Source organism: Bradyrhizobium sp. CCBAU 45394 (genome assembly GCF_028128655.1).
GTDB classification, from domain to species: domain Bacteria; phylum Pseudomonadota; class Alphaproteobacteria; order Rhizobiales; family Xanthobacteraceae; genus Bradyrhizobium; species Bradyrhizobium diazoefficiens.
In genome coordinates this window covers 1-16,153 of sequence record NZ_LBIX01000132.1, presented here as the reverse complement: position 1 = coordinate 16,153, position 16,153 = coordinate 1, and the positions used below count along the sequence as shown (strand labels likewise).

Genomic DNA, 16,153 nt, shown 5'->3' with positions numbered 1-16,153 from the left:
GTAGCGGATATTGCGGATATTGGTGGCTGCGGAAATCGACGTCGCTCAATGCTCACCTCCTGAGTTGCAAGCGGAACGACGCAAAGCATGAAGAGCGGCACAGAGTCGCTGCACCCATGTGCACCGTGCTTCATCCGAACAGCAGGAGAATTGCATTTTGTAGAGCGCATTCGGTCAGGATAGCTGACGGTGCGCGCTGCGTTTTCTGGGCATGACGCTGACGTCTGCCGCGTTCCGTGCTATTATGTGAATATTCCAGGTCGTTCGGTCGAGCCTTGTATTGAGGTCAAAACCGATGATTGGAGCCACCATCCCCACATACTTCGTCAGTCCAAGGCGAAGCATTATGAAAGCATGATCACGTTGACGCTCGGCGCCGGCGTGCAACTCGATTTGACAGGAGAAAGCATACGCAGGTCGATTTCAACTCGCGGCAGTTCACGGCGGAGACCTGAGCCGCCGCTTGATCTAAGGAGGCACTCATGAACTTCATCAACGTGCGCAGAGTCCCCACATTCACCGCAGCGATGAGACTCACCAAAGCAACGGCTTTTGCTGTAGCGCTCGTGTCCTTTGCCCCCGCGGCTGTGGCGGGAGAGCCGATTGAAAAGAAGGGGACTACTCCTTATGTGACGCACTTTATTTTTCGGCCCTTGATGAGCATTGACACCGCCGAACTCGGCAAGGCCACTACGCTGGAGGCGGTCGGGACCACTCAAAACATGAAGGGGGAGAAGATGCTGGACAAGATGTCAGCACGCTGCGTGGCGCTGAACGTCGCGTCCGGAGACAAGAAATACATTGACGGAGCTTGCGTGCTCGCCGACAGCGACGGCGACAAGATTTTCTCGACCTTCGATACTCGAGACCTCGACAAGGCCCAGCCGAAGATGGATTGTGGAACGCATATCATCACCGGCGGCACCGGTAAGTATAAGGGCATCACCGGAAGCGAACCATTTGCGTGCATAGCTATGCCTGCGTTGGCTGGCTCTGGCGATTATTTTGCGATGGACATCCCGCACAACACGTCCTGGGAAATCAAGTGATCCTGAACCCGATGTCGCCGTAAAGATGGTGTTGAGGCGGCCATCAATCGCTGAACGAGAGCCTAGCCCACCACAGCTGGGCTCTTATTCTGTTCATGATTTAGGTCAGATGGTCCGCTCCTGTGATTACGGTGACAGTGCTGGACTGCACCCCTGAAGTGAGACACGATAATTACAGTGACAGTGGGGTTGTCACGTGCGTTACCGCACGTTGTTTTGCGCGAACGCGGTTTCGAACTCAAGAGGCGACTGATATCCGAGCGCCGAGTGCAGGCGCTCCTTGTTGTAGACCTCCGCGATGAAGCTGTTGATGTGGCGGCGGGCGTCGCTGAGGTCGGCAAAGGCTTTGCCGTTAATCTGTTCGGCCTTGAGTGTTTTCATGAAGCATTCAGCCTTGGCGCTCCGTCGGGTAAAACACTGGCATGATGGCAGCATCGGGCATTTCCAGAGAGCTCCGCATGGCCGCTTCTCACCCTTGCGGACTTAGCCGCTGCGACTGCGACGCCAGCTTTTGACCCTGGCTGTGTGAAAACGCCGCTGCTTTGCTATGATTCCCTCGTGATTCTGCGGGGGAAGCTGATGAGGCGCTTCGTTGAGCGAGCGGATCGTGGGCAGCGGACGCATTGCCCGAATGCCTCGATGATTTCATTGACGAGAGCAACCCTGTTCGCGTGATCGACGTATTCGTCGATGCGCTCGATTTGGCCGAGTTAAGCTTCGAGGGAGTGGCGCCGGCGGCGACCGGTCGGCCGTCATACCATCCCTCGGTTCTCCTGAAGCTTTACATCTACGGCTATCTGAACCGGGTGCAGTCGAGCCGACGGCTCGAACGAGAGGCCGGACGCAATGTCGAGGCCATGTGGCTGCTGGGCCGGCTCACTCCCGATCACAAGACGATCGCGGACTTCCGCAAAGACAATGGCTTGGCGCAAGGTATGTGCACGCTTCGTCGAACTCTGCCGTGAAATGGGTCTCCTCGCGACATCGAGCGTCGCCATCGATGGCAGCAAATTCAAAGCGGCGAACAACCGGGAACAAGAACTTCACGCGGGCGAAGGTGGAGCGGCGGCGAGCCCGGCTGGAGGAGAGCGTTGCGCGCTAACTGAGCCAACTTGACGTGGCCGACCGGCAGGAGCCGACGGAGGCGCTGGCCGCCAAGGTGACGAGGCTGACCGAGAAGCTGACGAAGCTGAAGGAGGAAATGGGCAAGCTTGCTGTCTACGAGAAGCAGATGCTTGCTTCGCTGGATCAGCAAATCTCCCTGACTGATCCCGACAGCCGCTCGATGGCAACCAGCGGCCGCGGCTCCGGCGTCGTCGGTTACAACGTGCAGGTCGCCGTCGACACCGAACATCATTTGATCGTGACGCACGAGGTGACGAACAGCGGTTCAGATCGGGCACAACTCACCAATATGGCCAAGCAGGCGAAGGCTGTTCTAAAGACCGAGACACTCGAAGCTGTAGCCGATCGCGGCTACTTCAACAGCCCGGAGATTCTCGCGTGCCACGAGGCCGGCATCACGGTAACGCTGCCTAAGCCGCAGACGTCTGGCGCCAAATCCGAGGGGCGCTTCGGTAAGCAGGACTTTGCGTATTTGCCAGGGGAGGACGCCTATCGCGGTCCAGCTGGGGAGCGACTGCCGTATCGCTACACAAACGAAGAAGACGGCAAGATGCTGCGGCGTTACTGGACCACAGTCTGTCAAAATTGTTCGCTCAAATCGCGATGTACGACCGGGCCAGAGCGGCGGATTACGCGATGGGAGCATGAGCATCTGCTCGAGGCGGTGCAGCAGCGACTCGATGCAAACCCACAGGCCATGCGACAGCGTCGCGAGGACAGTCGAGCATCCGTTCGGCACGATGAAGGCTCGCATGGGAGCGACACACTTCCTCACCAAAACCCTCCCAAAAGTAGCCGCCGAGATGGCACTCTCGGTCCTGGCCTATAATCTGACGCGAGTCTTGAACATCGTCGGGAGCAAGCAGCTGATGGCTGCGATCGTGGCCTGAGACCAAGCCGGTCCTAGCTTCTCACCGACTTCCCCAGGGAACGGTGTTTTTACACGACCAAGACCCACAGCGGACATCCGTCAAACGTCTCTCGCTCAAGCCACCACTGCTTCGAGGATGCTTGCCGCTGAATTGGTGGGCACGACCCTCGTCAGGCGAAGACCGGCTTTGCCAAGAAGTGATGCATACTCGGACTCCGTTCTTTCCTGCCCTCCCAGCAGCACCAGCATTGCCATATCGAGCATCTTTCCCTGATGAGCTGCATCGCCGGATGGAAGAACCATTTCGACGACAAGCAGCCGTGCGTCGGGGGGCATTGCCTTGCGGACGTGGCCAAGGATCGTGAGACACTGGTCCTCGTCCCAGTCATGAATGATGTGCGAAAGAATGTAGGCGTCCGCCCCGGCAGGGACGCTCTGGAAAAAATCACCAGGCACTATCGTCACCCGGTCGCTTACACCCCGGGCAGTTAGCAATGCCGGCGCGTCAGTCACGACATGCGGACGATCGAACAGGATGCCGCGCGGTCCATCATGACGGGAAAGCACAGTGGCCAGCATGTTGCCGGTCGCACCGCCAACGTCAACGATGGTCTTGAAAGCCGAAAATCCATATGCAGCAGCGACGGCAGGAGGTTCCTGATTATGGAGGCCGATCATTGTCTCGCTAAATAGCGATGCCTGCTCTGGATGATGTGCGAGATATTCGAAAAATGGCATACCGTGCGCTTTGTCAAAGCCTGGTTTGCCCGTTTGAACAGAGTATTCCATATAATCCCAAGCACCGCGCTGCCAGGCACTCCCGAAAACAAGCAGGGACGATCTTGCAGAGCCCGGCGCACCGGTCTTCAGAGCCTCGCCCAAGGTAGTCAACGCAAAACGCTGCGCCGATTGCTCTGTCAGGATGCCCAGGCTCGCTAGAGTGCGCATCAATCGATGCAGTGACGGTGCATGCACCTGCATCGGACCAGCTAGTTCCGAAGCGCTCTTCGGCCCAGATGCGAGCTGATCGGCTAGTCCCAACTTTGCAGCGACGCAAACGGTTCTTGAAGTAGCCGCCGCTCCCATTTGGATCAATTGGATGTGCGGCGGCAGCTGTTCAAGAGTATTGGCGGTCATGGCAATTCTCCAAAGCGAAAACAACCAGCATACACGGCTGCCGGGTCGCCGACTACTTCCGCCCGTGGTCCTTGGCGGACGTGGTGGCCGACGGTGCGGATGTTCCGCTTTGTCTCCAGGCGGCCATCTGCAACGTGGCGGCCCCGACGAAACACGCCTGAAACAATCCTGAAACCCGATTGTCCTGAACTCCTTTTCCGTCGGCCTCGACCAACCAAGCGATAAGGAGACAATCATGATCCAGATCGGTTCGAAGGAAGAAGTCGCGTTCCTGTTGGCGCTGTTCGGCACCCACACCCAGCCGGTCAAGCGGCCGAAGCCGAAATCACAGCAAGGCTGAAGGCGCTGATCCCATGCCCGGCTTGGCCGAATGCCAGAGCCTCTTGCGGCTCCTGATCGCAAGGGGAGATCCGAAGGCCATCCCGATCGCCAAGGGCGCCATCGATCAATATCTGAACACGGCGCCGGTCAGCGCCCGCGGGCGCGGCCTGCGTGTGCTCCAGCGCGATGCGCTCGACCAGCACGACCTCGCGGTCGGCGTGCAGCGCTCGTTTGCCGAAACGGTGGACGCTTATATCGAGCGGAAGCTGGCGGAGGAGTAGGGACGTCCGCGGCCAATGTTCCCGCACATCACCCGTTGCTCCAATACTGCCGCGCTCGCTGCCATCGAGGCGGGGCCGGCGATCTGCACTTGGGCCAGCTTCCCACACCAATAGCCGCCACATCTTCCTTATCGGCTCCGCGAGCCACGATCGTTAACCGCTCGTCGGGGAGGGGCCGTTGCAGTTCCTTCGCTTCATCCCAAGGCGCCCGCAGCCAAATCTCTCGCTCTTCAACTGTAGTTAGTATCACCGGCATCGCCTTAGGGTGGATCGGCACGACAATCGCGTTCGGCGTCGTGGTGAGAAAGCCATAGACCTGATGCGGTCCGGGGATCGGCTTTGACTTCGTGCCGCGGTCACCGTTGAAGGTCGTCCAGATGCCGGCGAACGCGAACAGCGGTCGCGACTCCGCGAGCGCGAACCACACGACGTCTTTCTTCTTCGTCTCCGGATTAGGCTCCGGAGCGTATTCGGCAAAGCTGTTGACCGGCACGAGGCAGCGGTGCTCCGGCTTGAGCCAAGCGCGCCAGTGCGGCGACGAGGTGTTGCGAATGTTGGTCACGGGCGGTCCGCCGGTGCGCGGCGGCGGCGGCATGCCCCATCGCATCATCGCCAGTTCGCGTTCGCCATTGCCTGCATCGCGGATGACTGGCGCAGGGTAATCCGGAAACACGCCCGGCATCGGCGGCAGGTTGCCTTCATAACGGCGGACGATTCGGAAGAGGTCGGCGATCGCGGCCTGGTTGGTGGCGATCGAATAGAGATTGCAGATGTGGACGGCCCCCCGCTTGTCAGGATTATAGCAGACTTCTGGCCAGATCGCTTGCTATCAGATGTCCGGCCTGTTTGCGCGGATGAAGCCCGCTGGCCGAGATGGTGTTCGCTACGCACGCTCCAAGCACATAGGCGACATTCGTGATGCCAGTGTAATCTACGGAAGCTCGCGCGTATCGACCGATCGGTCCTTCCATCTACTGCGTCCTGCAAGTTCGTGGGCTATCCGGCGAGCAATCTCGACCGGTACACCGATTTCAGATCAGATGGGCGCGGCGGTTACCGGCCGATTGTATACGCCGCCCGATATCATCAAGCGCCAGGCGATGCGGGCGAACTTGTTGGCTAAGGCCACCGCGACTAACTTCGGCGGCTTTCGCTCCAGCAGAGAAGCGAGCCAGGGTGTCGGCTTATGACGGCCCTTTCGAATGTGCCTCAGCAGCGCGGTCGCGCCGACAATCAACGTCGATCGGAGAATTGAATCGCCAGCTTTTGTGATACCCCCATGTCTTTGCCGGCCGCCAGTTGAATGATCCTTGGGTGTCAGTCCGAGCCACGCCGCGAAGTCACGACCTGATTTGAACGTTTCCGGCGGCGGCGCCTTCATGCTTAGCATGGACGACCCGATTGGACCGACGCCGGGAATCGTCGCGATCCGCCTGCTGACATCATCCTCACGGTGCCACTTCATCAGCTTGGCTTCAATCTTTGCCAGGCGAGCTTCGACCGCGGCATACTCCTCCGCCTGAAGGCGGAAGAGATCCCGCGCCATTTCGGGCAAATTATCATCCTCGAGCACCCGTTTGATAAGTGCTGTGACGTTCTGCCGACCGGCGGGACCGACAATACCAAACTCTGCCGCATAGCTCCTGAAGGCATTGGAAAGCTGCGACTTCACGCTGACCAAGCGTTCCCGCACGGTCATCAACATGCAGGCCGCTTGTCGTTCTTTCGACTTCACTGGCACAAAACGCATACTCGGTCGCGTGACCGCCTCGCACAGCGCCTCGGCATCGGCCGCGTCGTTCTTGCCGCGCTTCACGTAAGCCTTCACATATTGGGGAGGGATCAGCTTCACTTCATGACCAAATGATTGCAGTAGGCGCGCCCAATGATGCGAGCTGCCGCAGGACTCGATGGCGACGAGGACCGGCGGAAGCCGCTCGAAATAGCGGATCATCTCGGCTCGCCGAAACTGCCGACGGACAACTACCGCCTCGTTCTCGTCAACGCCGTGAAGCTGGAAGACCGACTTGGAAGTATCCATACCGATACGAATGGGAAGATTCATCAGACTTTCCTCTCATCTAGCTATGACGCCGGAGCGCCATAGAACCGTGGGGATGAGAGGCCGTCCACACCAGCACATAACTGCCTACTTGGAAGGTCTGACACTTGGGACTCTAGCGCTCTTCGTTTGGGTGAACCCCCACTTGTATGGCGTGATGCTCTGGGACTGCGCGTCCTGAACTCATCCCCGATACTTCTGGATCGCTCTATGGCACGACAACAGGCCAGGGCGGAGTGGATGCCGGCATCGTCTTCAAGCTGAGTCCCGGCCAGGAGGGATGGACGATGACGGTCCTCCATCGTTCTGCCGGTGACAACGACGGGGCCTATCCGAACGGTGGTCTTGCGATGGACCGTACAGGCGTACTTTACGGCACGACGAGCGGCGGCGGGAAGGATGGGCTTGGCACCGTCTTCAAACTCACTCCAACTGATCACGGATGGGAGGAATCGGTGATCCAAACATTTCGGCAGTTGGATGGTTCAAATTGCTTTGGTGGATGCCTACCAATGGCGGGACTGACCTTTGGCACTGGCGGAACGCTGTATGGCACGACAGGCGGCGGCGGCAAATTTGGCGGGGGTGTCGGGTTTTCGCTGACGCCATCTGTCAGCGGCGAGTGGTCCGAACAGGTGCTCTATCATTTCAAGCGCGAAGTTGGCGATGGCCAGGTCCCGAACAGTCGGCTCGTTGTCGGGGAATCCGGCGCACTTTACGGCACGACCAAATCCGGGGGCGACAAGCCCGATATGAACGGTTTTGGCACGGTCTTCAAATTGGTCCCTACACCGACAGGCTGGCGTGAGGTCGTGCTGCATTGTTTTACGGGATCCGCCGATGGCGGAAGGCCGACAGGAACATTGATACGCGACGCTTCCGGAAACGTGTTTGGCACGACCGAAGGTGGCGCAAGGAGCGGTGTCCAACGACGGTACAGTATTCAAGATCGCTGCCGCGGGCATGTTCGGAAGTTAATCCGAGGTCGCCTATTGGGCCCTTCTCAGACTCGCGAAAGGTGAAATCCGATGTCTGCTTCTGAGTTAGATGCGGCAATCGCAGTACGCGCGCGTAGCGGACGTTTCAGCTGTCCCGAGTCGTCCAATGGGCCACTTCTTCCAAGGCATCTGATGTGCGAACGGTAGCAGCCTTCAGATCAGGTCATTCATTGCCTTCAGCCTGAACCTGCGGTTTCTTCGGGCTCTGAAAGCTCTCGCTCAGCGACGCCAGTGCAGTCTTCAGCTCGTCAGGGATAGATGTGAGATCCTTAAACTCATCGAAGGCATGCGCGACGCGCTCATTCGCTGATTTCTCGAACGGTCCGAACCCTTCAGAAATGCGCGCTCCCGCGCCAAGATCGCTGGAGGCGCCCATTGGCACGAGCAAGAGGAGTGCAGTCCCGACGATGCCGATTTTGCGGATGCGGGGGATCGGCGGCGGCTCCACGAGGCGGTCGTTGGCCATGGTCGTTACCTCAAGGCGTACTGTGCCGCCATCATGCCGCTCGTGGCGCACAAACGGTAGACCGTGCGCGTACCATTAAGAGGTACTCAAAGCAGGGGCGGTTTCTTATCTAGCTATCAGAGAAGAGACGGCCAGAATTTCTTGCAGAGGCCCCGATCAGCATGGCAAACAATGACCGTGATTCCCTTTCGAAGCCGCCGCACATTCCCAGGCTGGCTCACAATCTTAGGCGCGTCAGCCGCGAGCGTTTTCGCGTTTGTTGCCGTCGCAAAGTTCTTGGCCTGGCCAGATACGCCTCGCGCGACACCGCGCTATGACGGAGTATCTCAAGCAATCGAGGTGATCGACGGCGAGACCGTAAGGATTGAAGGTAGGACCTACCGTCTTGTCGGCTTTAACACTCCAGAAACGGGCGATCTGGTTCGTTGCGACGACGAGCGGAAAAGAGCGGATGCCGCTACTCATCGGCTGAAAGCTCTCATCGCAACGAGCGATGCGCGCTTAAGCCGCGTCGCTTGCGCATGCAAACCGGCTCTGGAGGGTACAAAGCTCTGCAATTACGGGCGCCTTTGCGGAGTGCTAACGGTCGCCGGGCGCGACGCGGCTCAGATCGTGATTAAAGAGGGGCGTACCGAGCGTATGTATGCAGCGGGACGCTTGCCCGCGGTGCAGATCGTGGTGTGGCTAACGTAAGATCGTATTCGAGCGGAGGTGGTCATTTCGGGGCGACCATAATCGGTGGCGGCTCAGCCGCGCTCAAATGTATTCTCATTGCAGCTTGTTCTTCGGAAAGCCTCTTTTCGAGGTATTGCCGTTCAACCTCACTCAACTTGGTCTTGAGCAAGCGCCGATACCGATCGATGTTGTTCTTATGGGTCCGTAGACGAGCAATTCTTTCTTCGGTCATCGTCCATCTCCCGACGGGCGTAGTCGCAATTATTTTCTGTAAAAATGAAGGGGTTAACCCCACCTCGATAGTGGCAGCCCAAGCAGTCCGGTCAAGATGAGAACGCGACTAGTCGCCCAAAGGCAGAGTTCTGCCATAACAAAGCATACGCGATTGCAGCTCGTCAAAAATGCTTGGCAGCAAGAAGCCCGAGCAGAACTGTGCCCGAGACGATGGATACTGCGACCATATTAATCAGGTTTCGCGTGGCACCGATAGCATCGGTGCCGAGGAGGATGGCAACGAGCGCGCTTTTGATTTCTTGCGTTTTGACGTTTGTGGCGTTGTTTTGTAGGCATTGCATTTCAGAGATGGCGGGCCAGGCCGCCATGCGGCCTGACCCTGGCGCTTCCCTGTCGGGATTTGTCCCCGATCTGCAGCCACCATTGCATGCTCGCGGACGAGAAGGCTTAAGGGATCTGGTAAACCAAAGCGGACCGGAGCTGATGGCTTATGAATTCACGATGTCTATTGCGCGGAAAGGAGAGCCAGACTTTGCCATCTCGGTGACTATATCAACCGAGGCCTGCTCAAGGCAGCGTGAAACCGTGCGCCGGTACCGCAAGTCTATGGAAGGTCGAGCCGATTTCGGAGGAAGTTGTTCCATGGACGAAGTGATCTTGCGCAAATTGGAGGAGCGTCTCGGACCGCTCCATGCCAGACAGCGATTGGGTATCGAGACGGACCACGAGGCACAAATCTTCGGCCGAGGCCTCCTCTCCTTTCACATAAGGAGCTGGTATCCAGTCCATTCGGTCATTCGAACTGCACTTAAGCTGACCGGTCTCTACTGGCGCGGACACCGAAATACAGGAAGCATTCTCGTCAAACGCAATGATGTTATATTCAAGGAGTTGCCACCGCTTTTCGACGGCTTCACCATACTCCACCTTAGCGACATGCATGTGGACATGAATGAAGCTGCCATGCAGCGCCTGATCGAACTCGTCGGCGACATGCGCTACGATCTATGTGTTCTAACCGGCGACTATCGGGGGAAGAACTTTGGACCGTTCGAGGCAACCTTGAACGGCGTCGCACGACTGCGAGCTCATCTAAAGGAGCCCGTTTATGGAGTTCTGGGCGACCATGATACCATCCAAATGGTTCCGGGGCTGGAGGCCATGGGAATACGTATGCTGCTCAACGAGAGTGAGGCGATTGTGCGCGGCGATCAGCAAATCTATCTAGCCGGGATCGATGACGCCCACTGCTTCAAGGCCGACGATATCGAAAAGGCTGCATTGCAAATCCCGTATGGCGAGTTCTCCATTTTATTGTCACATACACCGGAGATCTATCGTCAGGCGGCTCATGCCGATTTTAAGTTGTTGCTGAGCGGGCATACGCACGGTGGGCAGATCTGTCTGCCAGGATCTATTCCGATCATACTTGATGCAGTATTGCCTCGACGGATGGGGGCAGGAGCTTGGCGGTATCACGACATGGCTGGTTACACCTCTGTGGGGGCTGGATCGAGCGTCGTTCCTGTTCGTCTCAACTGTCCACCAGAAATCACCCTGCACTGCCTTCGTTCGGGCTAACGGGGGCTAATATGGTTCGTCGCGCAGGTGGGCTCGGAATAGAAAACGAGACAGAAGTAGCGCGCCGATAAAAAAGATCCCGATGCCAAGCGCTATGTCTGCGATCGTCAATGAAAGCGCGTCGCGGCATGCCAGCATCGGAAATAGGGATTCGGGAACCTGATCGAGCCCGAGCGCCTGGCTGCTCGGCGGGTAGTTTAGGCGGCGCTTCACGAAACTGGAGAACAAATCGCCCGCCATAGTCGCGCCCGCTACGATTGCACCGATCGTCAGATCCAGACCGATAAGCGGGGCGCTTGCTGTCGTGATGAGGACTGAAATCAAAATACCGCGGATGGTTTTCGATGGCCCAAACAACGGCCTCCCATCAAAAAATACGGTGCCGGTATCCAGCGGAAAGGAAAACCGTGGGCCAAAAATCTTCTTTGCAACGATCGGTGCGCCGTTCGCTAACGTCATTAAAACTAATAATTGCAGAATATGCAGAAGTTGCATTTCTTCAGCTTAGCTTATAGTTGCTCATCCTTGAAGCCGTCGCTGCTCGGCTGCGCCGACGTGATCGAATAGCGATGCAGTTTGCTGCAGTGCACGAGCCAAATGACCCAGCGCGACATTCAATGGAAGCGTGGGAATTAGCCACTGTTGGGTTGACCTTGGCCTCATGAGAATTCGCCATATCTGCCCGGAGGCCGTTCGAAAGGACTAGCTGGTGGACGAAGACATTCTGCACAAACTCGAGATCCGTCTCGGGCCGCTCCACGCCCGGCAGCGATTGGGGATTGAAAGAGATCACGAAGCTCAGGTATTTGGCCAGGGCCTCACATTTTTTCACCTTGAAAACTCATCTTGGGCCGAGTGGATCATTCGAAATGTTCTGAAGGCAACAGGGCTCTACTGGCGTGCACGACAGAACGCAGGACGCATTCTCGTCAAACGAAACGAAATGAGGTTTAAGACATTACCGCCCCTCTTTGAGGGCTTCACCATTCTGCACATTAGCGACCTTCACGTGGATATGAATGAAGTTGCCATGAGCAGGCTCATCGAGCTGGTTGGCAGCATGCAGTACGATGTGTGTGTCCTTACTGGCGATTATCGGGGGCGGACTGTTGGGCCGTTCCAGCCCGCGCTGGATGGCGTCGCGCGAGTGGCAACTCATCTGAAACAGCCAATCTATGCGGTGCTCGGCAACCACGATACGATTCAAATGGTCCCAGGTCTTGAAGCTATGGGCATCCGCGTGCTGCTCAACGAATGCGAAACAATCGTTCGCAAGGACCAACGGATCTATCTGGCGGGAATCGACGATGCACATTTCTTCAGAGTGGACAACATCGAAAAGGCCGCTCTCTCGATACCCCGCGGTGAGTTCTCGATCTTGTTGTCTCACACACCGGAGGTCTATCGTCAGGCTGCGCATGCCAACTTTGATCTGATGCTGAGCGGACACACCCACGGCGGTCAGATTTGTCTCCCCGGATCCATTCCCATCAAGCTCGAGGCGGTGCTACCAAGACGGATGGGGGCTGGGCCTTGGCAGTACAGAGATATGACCGGCTATACTTCCGTTGGTGCGGGCTCGAGCGTCGTTCCCGTGCGCATCAATTGCCCGCCGGAAATTACCTTGCACAGCCTACGCCGCGGCTGACGCTGACCTCATACGGTTCATCACGTACATGAGCCTGAAACAAGAGTCAGGAGGGAAGTAGCTCGCCGACTAAAAATACCCCAACACCCGAGGCAGCTCTCGGCAACCGAGACTTCCTTCTAAACCGGCCCTATGTCACCGGTGACGGGGAGAATGGCACGTGCTGCCTGACATTTCGTTTCGAAGTATTTCCTGCTTTCCCACGCTGACGCCGTTTTCGAAACGAGGCGATCGAACAAGTCACAGGCCAGTGTGAGGTTGGGTCCTGCGAACAGCTCCTCCACGGCACGAAAGTGCGATGAATGGGGCGCTGTCATTCAACTCGCAATCTGCTCAATGCATAAGTCTCTTCTGGCCCGAACGCGAAGCACAGACCGGCTCTGAAATCGTCCGGTTGTCGCGGTAGACCACAGGGCTTTGCGCGCTTTGTTTGATTGTTGGTTGTCTTGTATTCGACCGGGCAGAGGCCTGCGCGGTGGCGAGTTCGCAAAGTGGTGTGCTCTTTGACCATATTCCCGAAGAAATCGACGCGCCAGTAATCGTCGAGGTGACGATCGTCAGCAGAGAAACTGATATTCGCTCTCCGAACCATACTCCATTGGCAGTGATGAATGCTCGTGTCGAAAGAGTCGTCAGGGGAACACTCGATAGCGACGCGTTAAAAGTAGTTACCTACCTTAGCACTTGCTCCAGAATTGGCGTAGGACATGGTTTCGCGGCCGGAACGCTCGAGCATGATGCTCAGCTTGGGCCCAAGCTGATTGCGATACAGCGATTCCCCGAGATTCTCACGCAAAGACGATGAATTCAGCCCGTCTTATCGAAGTCTGCTTAGTGAGGCAGAGCAGGCCGTAATTTGCCCACGTTGAGTACTTCTCAGTTTGACCCACTTCCGACATTTCGATGGCTGGTACCGTCAGCGATCCGCGTTCACTGACCTAGCTTCTTGATGCAAATCGGTTGGCCATTAGGGACAGGGGTGCAATCCCAATCCGGACCGAAGCCGTTATTCGGCTTAGAAGTCGGAAACCAATAGAAGCTGAAAGCGAAAAGGCAAAGCAGAGCGACGATGAATAGAACGCCCATCACATCGCCGCGCTTTGGATACGGCAGAGGCCATCTCATTACAGTGTCTCAGCCCGAATTTTGGTCGTGGCAGAAGGATCGGGAAACCCCAAGCGAATAGCCCCGACGAGCGAAAAATATTTTACGCGCATTATGCATTGACCCCTCGCTCAGTCCTGCGTATCGCACGCAATCTGGGACGCTACGCTGACAACCTATAGGCGAAACGATCTTTCACGTCACTTAATCGCTCAATTCAAATCGCGCTGATTATCAGCGACAGTCGCCTATTGGCCCATGGCCGACCTGCCGTGCGCAACGGGTCGAGGACCGCTTGTGACCCTATGTGGTTGCACCAAGACGCGCCCGTCCTGAACGGATTGGATGCCGCTGGCGATCTCAACCAGCTTGGGAGCGGCGTTTTTCCGGATTGGCTAAAGGGCGAGCTGAAGTGTATTTCATGGTGGCGAGCAATACCATTGCGTCGCCGTGACTGACCAACCGCATCGGCGGTGCTAGCCTTCGATCACGCTACTTCGGCTCTTGCTTGCCAGCCAATTCGCGAGCAGCCAAGCTAAGCTCCAGCTCTCTAAGCTGTTCGACCAACTGCTCCACGATCTCTTCACAGTCAGATGGCGTCAGTGAATGCACGCCGCGCAATGCCAGTTGGTTCTGGAGGATCGTCGCCATCATGGCTTTAACGCTCATTACCTCTCGCCTGAAAAGCTAATCGTCATAAAAACAATCTGAAGTAGATGCCAAACGCTACGGATGCGCAATCTCCGTAGAATTACGGGCCATGACGAGGCCTTTGCACTGCATATGCGGCATGCTCGACAACCACCTTTGGCCGCCGCTCGACAATTGAGCGCGAATAAGAAGCGCCGGATTGCGCCCGTTGTTTTCGGGACGCGATTTGAAGCGCAACGAAAGCCGAATCGCGCTTCGAGAAGTAAAAATTGGTTCTGCGTAATAATTATAATGACTCCGACGCAAAAATAGAAAATAGGGTGCAAAAAACAAAATAATGGGAGGAGTAGTGGTGGATACTGTAAGTCGCCTGCGCGCAATGGCATCGCTGTGCCGTCAGACCGCCGCGCATCACCCTGATCGAAGTTGGAAACTGCTCGCCGAAGCTGAGTTTTGGGAGCATTTGGCCAATGATGCGCGCCTCGATTATTTCGAACAATGCTCAGTTGGTCCATCGCTTCAGCCAACCGGAGAGCGGAGTACCACGCAATCGGAAGCGGCCCGTGTGAGATGAGTGCCCCGGCGAAAGACTCCTGCGAAATAGTTCGTTAGCTTCTGTGTGCCTGAAATATAAAGTGCCGCTCATCGCCGATTTGCGGCATTTGGAATGGGAATGCCGGCCCTGGCTGTTTGCCCCCATCCTGCGGCTGGGGCCATTTTGAACTTTGACTAAATCGTTCAAGCCCGGTCCACGAGCATGTTCAAGGGCATTGCCATCGCGCTATTTGGAATAAGCATTTTTCGCAATTTGATCGGGCGCTCTTCTATGGCCGCAGCACTGATGCTGCGATCAGGCTTGTGCGGGAGATCAGCCGAGGCTTTGGGTTACAAGGCACCGCACGCGAGCGCCTCGTTCATCACACCAGCGCGTGCGACGGCTACTTCTTCACCAGTATTCCAACCGTTCGGGCCATCCGCCTAACTGATCCGGCGTGGCGGCCCAGCTCGGCGGCTCTCTTTGACGCGCCAACTCCCTGCCGCGCCAGCCTAATCAATCGTCGGAGCTCCTGCTGGGCCCATTGCTTTGGCTTCGGTGCTTTCATGGGTACGGCGCTCAGAACCTGCCGAGTTAACCAGCGCGCCTAGTTGCCAACACTTGGGAAATTTAGGGATCATGCCTTCCATCACGAGGCTCAGCGCTACGGCGGATTTGGCCCTCGCGAGAGGGGCTTGTGCGGCGTCCCGACTATTGCGTGAACTCTATTGGGGATCGAATCGGCGCACGGATAGTTGGCGTCGCGGGCGTAAGTAGGCCCGCTATGAAAGGTAGATCGGACCTGCCGCATGCGAACGCCCGACCGCCGCTTTTGACCCCGCAACGGACATTAGGTGGGAGGTCCCGCTCAAGGCATGGGGCGGCGGCCTGATCGGCCCGAAGGATCCGCTATCCAGCACCGTCTTCGCCGACTTCACCGGCCGCGCCGAAGCGGCTACATCGCCCGTTTCATTTACTGCGTCGGCAGAACCAAAACGCGAGATTGGGTTGCATTCATAGAGAAGATCCCCTCGATTTCGAGATGCATGGTGTCGCGGCATTCGCACGCCAGCGCTGCGAGCCGCGAAGGGTCGATCTCGATTTCGCCTCGCCGTTCAGATATGATCGCTCCGGAAGCGCGCAGATTCCGCATCAGGAGCGTCACCGTCGTTCGTCGCACACCTAGTATTTGCGAAAGCGCCTCCTGGGTGAGCGGGAGGACGTCGTGGTCGACGCGGTCGCGAAGATGGAGCAGCCAGCGCGCCATGCGGGCTTGGACCGGATGCAGCGCATTGCAGGCCCCGCCGATTTGTAGCTGTATCAGCATCGCCTTGAAGTGAATCTGGACTGCGTAACGGATCGCGGGGCTCCGGCTGAAAGCGGCGTGGAATCGCGATGCGGGGATCCGCGAGGCG

The 16,153-nt window shown here is 57.3% G+C and carries 17 protein-coding genes and 1 pseudogene; 8 read left to right on the top strand and 10 right to left on the bottom strand.

Annotated elements, in window-relative coordinates; translation table 11 throughout:
* The first annotated feature begins 482 nt into the window (after positions 1–482).
* The gene (locus WN73_RS13385) at positions 483–1,049 is read left to right on the top strand and encodes a hypothetical protein (protein ID WP_097532620.1); all 567 of its coding nucleotides are present in this window, start codon (positions 483–485) and stop codon (positions 1,047–1,049) included.
* 201 nt (positions 1,050–1,250) lie between these two features.
* Here the strand turns inward: WN73_RS13385 and WN73_RS13380 are convergent, their stop codons facing one another.
* Positions 1,251–1,484, bottom strand: a complete 234-nt coding sequence (locus WN73_RS13380) for an integrase core domain-containing protein (RefSeq protein WP_271553198.1) — start codon at positions 1,482–1,484, stop codon at positions 1,251–1,253.
* A gap of 144 nt (positions 1,485–1,628) precedes the next feature.
* Here WN73_RS13380 and WN73_RS13375 point away from each other — a divergent pair.
* A pseudogene (locus WN73_RS13375) lies at positions 1,629–3,064 on the top strand (IS1182 family transposase).
* 95 nt (positions 3,065–3,159) lie between these two features.
* Here the strand turns inward: WN73_RS13375 and WN73_RS13370 are convergent.
* Positions 3,160–4,182: a methyltransferase gene (locus WN73_RS13370; protein WP_271553197.1), complete on the bottom strand. Its 1,023-nt coding sequence runs from the start codon at positions 4,180–4,182 to the stop codon at positions 3,160–3,162.
* A gap of 353 nt (positions 4,183–4,535) precedes the next feature.
* On the opposite strand from WN73_RS13370, the gene WN73_RS13365 reads away from it, so the two are divergent.
* Positions 4,536–4,784, top strand: coding sequence for a hypothetical protein (locus tag WN73_RS13365; protein WP_027545907.1), 249 nt, complete (start codon positions 4,536–4,538; stop codon positions 4,782–4,784).
* 28 nt (positions 4,785–4,812) lie between these two features.
* Here WN73_RS13365 and WN73_RS13360 read toward each other — a convergent pair whose 3' ends face one another.
* Positions 4,813–5,556 (bottom strand): SOS response-associated peptidase, encoded by a 744-nt coding sequence (locus WN73_RS13360; RefSeq protein WP_271553199.1) that lies wholly within the window; start codon positions 5,554–5,556, stop codon positions 4,813–4,815.
* Between the two features lie 264 nt (positions 5,557–5,820).
* Positions 5,821–6,849, bottom strand: coding sequence for an IS110 family transposase (locus WN73_RS13355; RefSeq protein ID WP_182872211.1), 1,029 nt, complete (start codon positions 6,847–6,849; stop codon positions 5,821–5,823).
* 182 nt (positions 6,850–7,031) lie between these two features.
* Between WN73_RS13355 and WN73_RS13350 the strand changes: the two genes are divergently transcribed.
* The gene (locus WN73_RS13350; protein ID WP_333937963.1) at positions 7,032–7,868 is read left to right on the top strand and encodes a choice-of-anchor tandem repeat GloVer-containing protein; all 837 of its coding nucleotides are present in this window, start codon (positions 7,032–7,034) and stop codon (positions 7,866–7,868) included.
* A 139-nt stretch (positions 7,869–8,007) separates the two neighbouring features.
* Here WN73_RS13350 and WN73_RS13345 read toward each other — a convergent pair whose 3' ends face one another.
* The gene (locus WN73_RS13345; protein WP_060908346.1) at positions 8,008–8,310 is read right to left on the bottom strand and encodes a hypothetical protein; all 303 of its coding nucleotides are present in this window, start codon (positions 8,308–8,310) and stop codon (positions 8,008–8,010) included.
* Between the two features lie 171 nt (positions 8,311–8,481).
* On the opposite strand from WN73_RS13345, the gene WN73_RS13340 reads away from it, so the two are divergent.
* On the top strand, positions 8,482–9,003 hold the full coding sequence (locus WN73_RS13340; protein ID WP_271553194.1) for a thermonuclease family protein: 522 nt from the start codon (positions 8,482–8,484) through the stop codon (positions 9,001–9,003).
* Between the two features lie 22 nt (positions 9,004–9,025).
* Here WN73_RS13340 and WN73_RS13335 read toward each other — a convergent pair whose 3' ends face one another.
* On the bottom strand, positions 9,026–9,217 hold the full coding sequence (locus WN73_RS13335; protein WP_271553193.1) for a hypothetical protein: 192 nt from the start codon (positions 9,215–9,217) through the stop codon (positions 9,026–9,028).
* A gap of 163 nt (positions 9,218–9,380) precedes the next feature.
* Entirely contained in the window at positions 9,381–9,587 is a 207-nt protein-coding gene (locus WN73_RS13330) for a hypothetical protein (protein ID WP_271553192.1), read from the bottom strand.
* 274 nt (positions 9,588–9,861) lie between these two features.
* On the opposite strand from WN73_RS13330, the gene WN73_RS13325 reads away from it, so the two are divergent.
* A complete protein-coding gene (locus WN73_RS13325; RefSeq protein WP_097532614.1) occupies positions 9,862–10,800 on the top strand; it encodes a metallophosphoesterase in 939 nt (312 codons plus the stop codon).
* Positions 10,801–10,806: 6 nt separating this feature from the next.
* On the opposite strand, the gene WN73_RS13320 is transcribed toward WN73_RS13325, so the two are convergent.
* Positions 10,807–11,295, bottom strand: coding sequence for a CDP-archaeol synthase (locus WN73_RS13320; RefSeq protein WP_097532615.1), 489 nt, complete (start codon positions 11,293–11,295; stop codon positions 10,807–10,809).
* Between the two features lie 214 nt (positions 11,296–11,509).
* On the opposite strand from WN73_RS13320, the gene WN73_RS13315 reads away from it, so the two are divergent.
* Positions 11,510–12,448 carry a metallophosphoesterase gene (locus tag WN73_RS13315; protein WP_097532616.1) on the top strand — a complete coding sequence of 313 codons (939 nt, stop codon included), beginning with the start codon at positions 11,510–11,512 and terminating at the stop codon, positions 12,446–12,448.
* 475 nt (positions 12,449–12,923) lie between these two features.
* Positions 12,924–13,253, top strand: a complete 330-nt coding sequence (locus tag WN73_RS13310; protein WP_271553190.1) for a hypothetical protein — start codon at positions 12,924–12,926, stop codon at positions 13,251–13,253.
* Between the two features lie 791 nt (positions 13,254–14,044).
* On the opposite strand, the gene WN73_RS13305 is transcribed toward WN73_RS13310, so the two are convergent.
* Positions 14,045–14,221 (bottom strand): hypothetical protein, encoded by a 177-nt coding sequence (locus WN73_RS13305; protein WP_171463796.1) that lies wholly within the window; start codon positions 14,219–14,221, stop codon positions 14,045–14,047.
* Positions 14,222–15,711: 1,490 nt separating this feature from the next.
* On the bottom strand, positions 15,712–16,153 hold a 442-nt coding region (locus WN73_RS13300; RefSeq protein WP_271553188.1), incomplete at its 5' end, for a Crp/Fnr family transcriptional regulator.